The 4,566-nt window shown below is 33.1% G+C and carries 4 protein-coding genes and 1 riboswitch; of the genes, 1 reads left to right on the top strand and 3 read right to left on the bottom strand.

What is annotated here, in order from left to right; genetic code table 11:
* The 3 genes from RR539_RS09875 to RR539_RS09885 all read right to left on the bottom strand — a co-directional run.
* The coding region (locus RR539_RS09875) for a glycerophosphoryl diester phosphodiesterase membrane domain-containing protein (protein ID WP_332483800.1) at positions 1-1,698 on the bottom strand (1,698 nt) is incomplete at its 3' end.
* Between the two features lie 221 nt (positions 1,699-1,919).
* Positions 1,920-2,360 (bottom strand): YaiI/YqxD family protein, encoded by a 441-nt coding sequence (locus RR539_RS09880; RefSeq protein WP_332483801.1) that lies wholly within the window; start codon positions 2,358-2,360, stop codon positions 1,920-1,922.
* 777 nt (positions 2,361-3,137) lie between these two features.
* Positions 3,138-3,221: riboswitch (cyclic di-GMP riboswitch) on the bottom strand.
* A 95-nt stretch (positions 3,222-3,316) separates the two neighbouring features.
* Positions 3,317-3,724: a hypothetical protein gene (locus tag RR539_RS09885; protein ID WP_332474118.1), complete on the bottom strand. Its 408-nt coding sequence runs from the start codon at positions 3,722-3,724 to the stop codon at positions 3,317-3,319.
* A 220-nt stretch (positions 3,725-3,944) separates the two neighbouring features.
* Between RR539_RS09885 and RR539_RS09890 the strand changes: the two genes are divergently transcribed.
* Complete coding sequence (locus tag RR539_RS09890; RefSeq protein WP_332474117.1) at positions 3,945-4,439, top strand: hypothetical protein; 495 nt, start codon at positions 3,945-3,947, stop codon at positions 4,437-4,439.
* Positions 4,440-4,566: the final 127 nt, after the last annotated feature.

Raw genomic sequence — 4,566 nt, forward strand, 5'->3', positions numbered from 1 at the left:
TTTGCCTATACTATGAAGCTCTTCTACTCTTTTCTTGTTAACCATTCCATATTCCATTGATAGAAAATCAACGTCAAGGTTGCTTAAGTCACCGAATCCAAAGGTTACAATATATCCTACGTCTATTGAAGGTTGATATAACTTAAATACCATAAGAGCCTGATAATCAAGGGATGAAACAACTACTTGGCCCTCCATTTTGGTCTCCTTAATAATAGCTCCAACCTCCTCAGGAAGTGTGTCCTCAGGTGAAACTGTTTTAAGTTCAACGTTGAGTTTTATCTTTCCCTTAGCTACTTCAAGTACTTCTTTAAGTGTAGGTATCTTCTCACCTGCAAAATCTTTAGAGAAATATGATCCATTATCTATAGCTCTAATCTCATTAAGTGTCATATCCTTAATACGTCTATTGCTTCCATCTATTCGCTTAAGATTATTATCATGGAATAAAACAACCTGCTTATCCTTAGTTAGCATAACATCTATTTCTGCATAATCTGCACCCTCCATAATTGCAGCTTCAATAGCTGAAATACTGTTTTCTGGTGCTGACATACTACTTCCTCTATGGGCTGTAACATCAACCCTAGGATAAATATTACCTCCAAAGGATATACCAGAGGCAGTAATAGCTGAAAATATAAAGAATATAGATATAACTCCTACTATAAATCTTTTTTTGTTCCTGATTATAAATTTGTAGGGTTTACTTTCTTGGTATTTAGTCACAGGTTCAAACTCTCTATACTCTACTCCATCCCTTGGGTATGTATAATAAAGCTCAACAAGAAATGATATAAATAAAGGTAATGTCATAGTTGAAATTATAATATACCCTACAAAAAACAGGGTAATATACATAACCATAAATATACCCGATGCAAGCCCAGTAGGACCAAGTGCATTTATTATAACATCTCCAACTTCAGTATATATGTAGAGAATAATCACCCTAAGAACTATGTTAACTACAACCCATGCAGTTAAATAGGATATTAACTTAACCCTATCCGATTTATAACAATTAACACTTCTTTTAAATGCACCCTGTAGTGATACCTTCTCTATAACAACTGCTGGTATAGCAAGAAGCCATCTAAACAGAACAACTAAAAGAACTGCAAAAACTCCATAGTAAAAAATCCTTCCACCAAGGCTTTTGAATAGCTCTAGCTTAATAAATGATGGTACAGTTAAATGCTGAATTAAAGAATTATATAGTCCAACACCAGTTAACGGCCCTACAAACCCAGCTATAAAAATCAAAGGGAACATATAAAAGCTAATAGTCTTGGGTATAATACGGAAGCTATTAACTCCAGCCTCTAGTAAACTAACCTTCTCCCCTTTATGTGATTTTTGTGCCATATAGGTTAATATGCTCATCTCAAAAAACACGGCTATATAGGAAACCCCAAGAATAAGAAATATATACAATATACCCTCAAGACTAAGACCTATACGAATAAGGTCAGTATTAGTAATATTACTAACACCCATTCCTCCAAGTAACCTATCAAGTATAAAATAATTAATAGGAATAATAAGAAAAATTGCTAATAGCTTATATAAAAATTCGAAGAATATAAATGACTTATAATTCAGGGAAAAATTATTAAATGTATTTCTGATTATCTTTCTACTATCTGACAAGTCCATAATAGTATTTTTGATTAGTTTGTGTTTTTCTTTACCCATTACATCTACTCCCGACTAGGAAATTACTAAATTTTTATATTAGTATCTCCATATGCCTATATATTTATAATACCTAATATTAACCAAAGAATAATAAAGTTCAAATATCTTTAGGGTATTATTCTCCAAAAGGACTTTTTTTGCATCCTTATATTATATGTAAATATTGTTTATTGAATTACCATACTCATAGCCCTTACTTTTGATTGCTTCTAGTATTCTTACTTGTTAATATCAAATAAGAGTTTTCTAAGACATGCTTCAAACTTAGTGTTATCCTCTTTATTTCTCTTTTTAGGACCCTTTGTCCTTCCACCAGCTCTTCTGATTTCCCTAGAAACATGTCTTGTAAACAAAAGTCCATCTATATTCTCGCTAGTATATACCATTCCATTTTGATTAATAGGGTATGCCCCCTTTGATAATATCATTGAAGCAAGCCCATAATCCTGTGTCACAACAATATCACCCTTAGTAGTTCTATTAACAAGGGCAAAATCAACAGAATCTGCACCTTGCCCTATAATTATGGTTTCAACACCTTCCCTATTAAAAACATGGGCAGTATCACATAATATAACTACCTCAATATTATTTTCCTTTGCTACCTTAATTGTTTCATTAACAACAGGGCATCCATCTCCATCTATTAAAACCCTCATATACATCTCCTTTATTTATCATCCATTTAAATTAACTAAATTATTATAATCACTTTTATATTTTACTAAATTAATTAGTCTTAAAGGTTTCAATATCCTTTAATTACATAAAAAATAGGCATTAGCAAATGCTAATGCCCTATATAATTCATAGGTATGATTTTGTTTAGTTGTGATTTCTATTATGTTTCTAATATGAGTCTTGCATTTATTAAATTTTGTCCTGTCTAATCATATAATCTAGATTATTTCTCCATTAAATAACCATAGGGTATATGAGGGGAAATAGACAGTATCTTAAAATTGAGGTGATTGTCTAACGTTGTTATAACTTTCATGTTATAGCATTTACCTAATGCTATTATTTAACTTTTTGTAACTCCAAAATTTTATTCCCTTTGTCAACTTAAACTCTATGTTTCCTGAACTAACTCTTTACTATTCCAAAAACTAATATCTATAAGATACCCCTTTGGTGTAAAATATCCCTTTGATCTCTCTACTATTTATTAAGTAGCGGTTTAAAAACCACTTAATGGTTCCTTTCCCCTCTAAGCTCTCCCAAAATCAGCTATTACGGAGAGGTCCAAAACAATAGCAGTAGACCCTATTATTAACGTTTACTTAAATTTCTCATTTCCTTTACCCCCTTGGATTATACTCGATAAAGTAGTGCTAATTCTCCAAGGTCAATGTGAGTAAGATGGCAATAAATAAAAAAACTATCCAAAAAGGATAGTTGCCATCAATGATATAACAAAAAGACATATCTGACTCTTTGGCAACTGGCTGGCATAGTCACTGACCTTAGCCCCTTTAGCTTTGCGTCTCTAGATTTCCCTAGATTTGCCGATTAAGTTTTCTACTTTACCTATTTTTATTATATATCAAAACACGTAATTTGTACATACAATTTATACTAAATATTTTGTATTTTGCACAAAATTACCACATATTCATGCGCCAATATTCGACTTAATTCTCTCTATTAGGCATTTTACCTCCCTTTCACTACTAGCACTAAAGACCTTTGTTAGTATAATACTACGCCTTCCACTAGCTTTAGTTATTATAATCCCCTTATCTAGAATTTCAATAAAGGATATATCACTAATACTTATGGTTTCATTTTTAAAGAATCTAGCTACAGTTATATTATCTTCACCTATAACTAGCATTTTAGTGCTCATTGTCATTACTCTTAAGAAGCTAACTACTGCAACCGCCCATAGTGCTATTGCTATTGGTACTTTATACTCACCAAAAACAAACCCACAAAGGCCCATAGCAAGGAATCCTAAAACCAGATACATTTCGTATGCAGATAAAATATACATAAAGGATCCTATAAACTTTCTTTCCATAACCCTACCCCCTAAAAATAATTTTAAGTGTGCTGAACTAGGTTGTTATACTATTATATTATTTAATACAGCTAATAATTGGTAACATATTATGTATATTTTATTATAATTTGGTTAAATATTACTAATAGCAATATTTATTATTTATATAATCTAGTAGATTTTATTGATAATATGTATTATTATTAGAAGAAAATAATTATATTAAGGTGGTAAGGCAATGAACGTATATACTATTACATATTATTTAGTAGAAGAAACACATTCATGTGGATGTAGCGAAGAACACGATCACGACCATGGATGCTGCGATGGACACCACCATGATGATGATCATGAGTGTTGTGGTGGACATGGACATGAAGACGGACATGAGTGCTGCGGTGGACATGGACATGAAGATGGACATGAATGCTGCGGTGGACACGATCACGAAGATGGACATGAGTGCGGATGTCATGGAGAAGATGACCATGAAGAAGAGCATTATCACGGACGTGATGACTATGAGATTACAGCTCATATCAAAACACTTGGAGCATGGGCACACTTTATGCCAACAAGCTTCCTAGTTAAAACAGATAAGTCAGCAGACGAGATAATGGATATCCTAAGACCAACAGTAGAAGATGGTGACATGATATTCGTTAACAAGATTGATAAGGATAACGTTGCAGCACTTAACCCAGCTATAACAGACTGGATAAGACGCTAAGCGCGTCATGAAAGCAAGGCTTTCATGAGGTTTACCGAGGACCGCTAAAGCTACTGCGCGCCAAGCGTAGCTTGTCACTTGGGTCCTCATAAGGAATGGTCAGCGGCGGCATAGCCCCCTTGACCAT

Origin of the sequence: Clostridium sp., assembly GCF_036639235.1 — a bacterium.
Taxonomy (GTDB): Bacteria; Bacillota; Clostridia; order Clostridiales; family Caloramatoraceae; genus Clostridium_AB.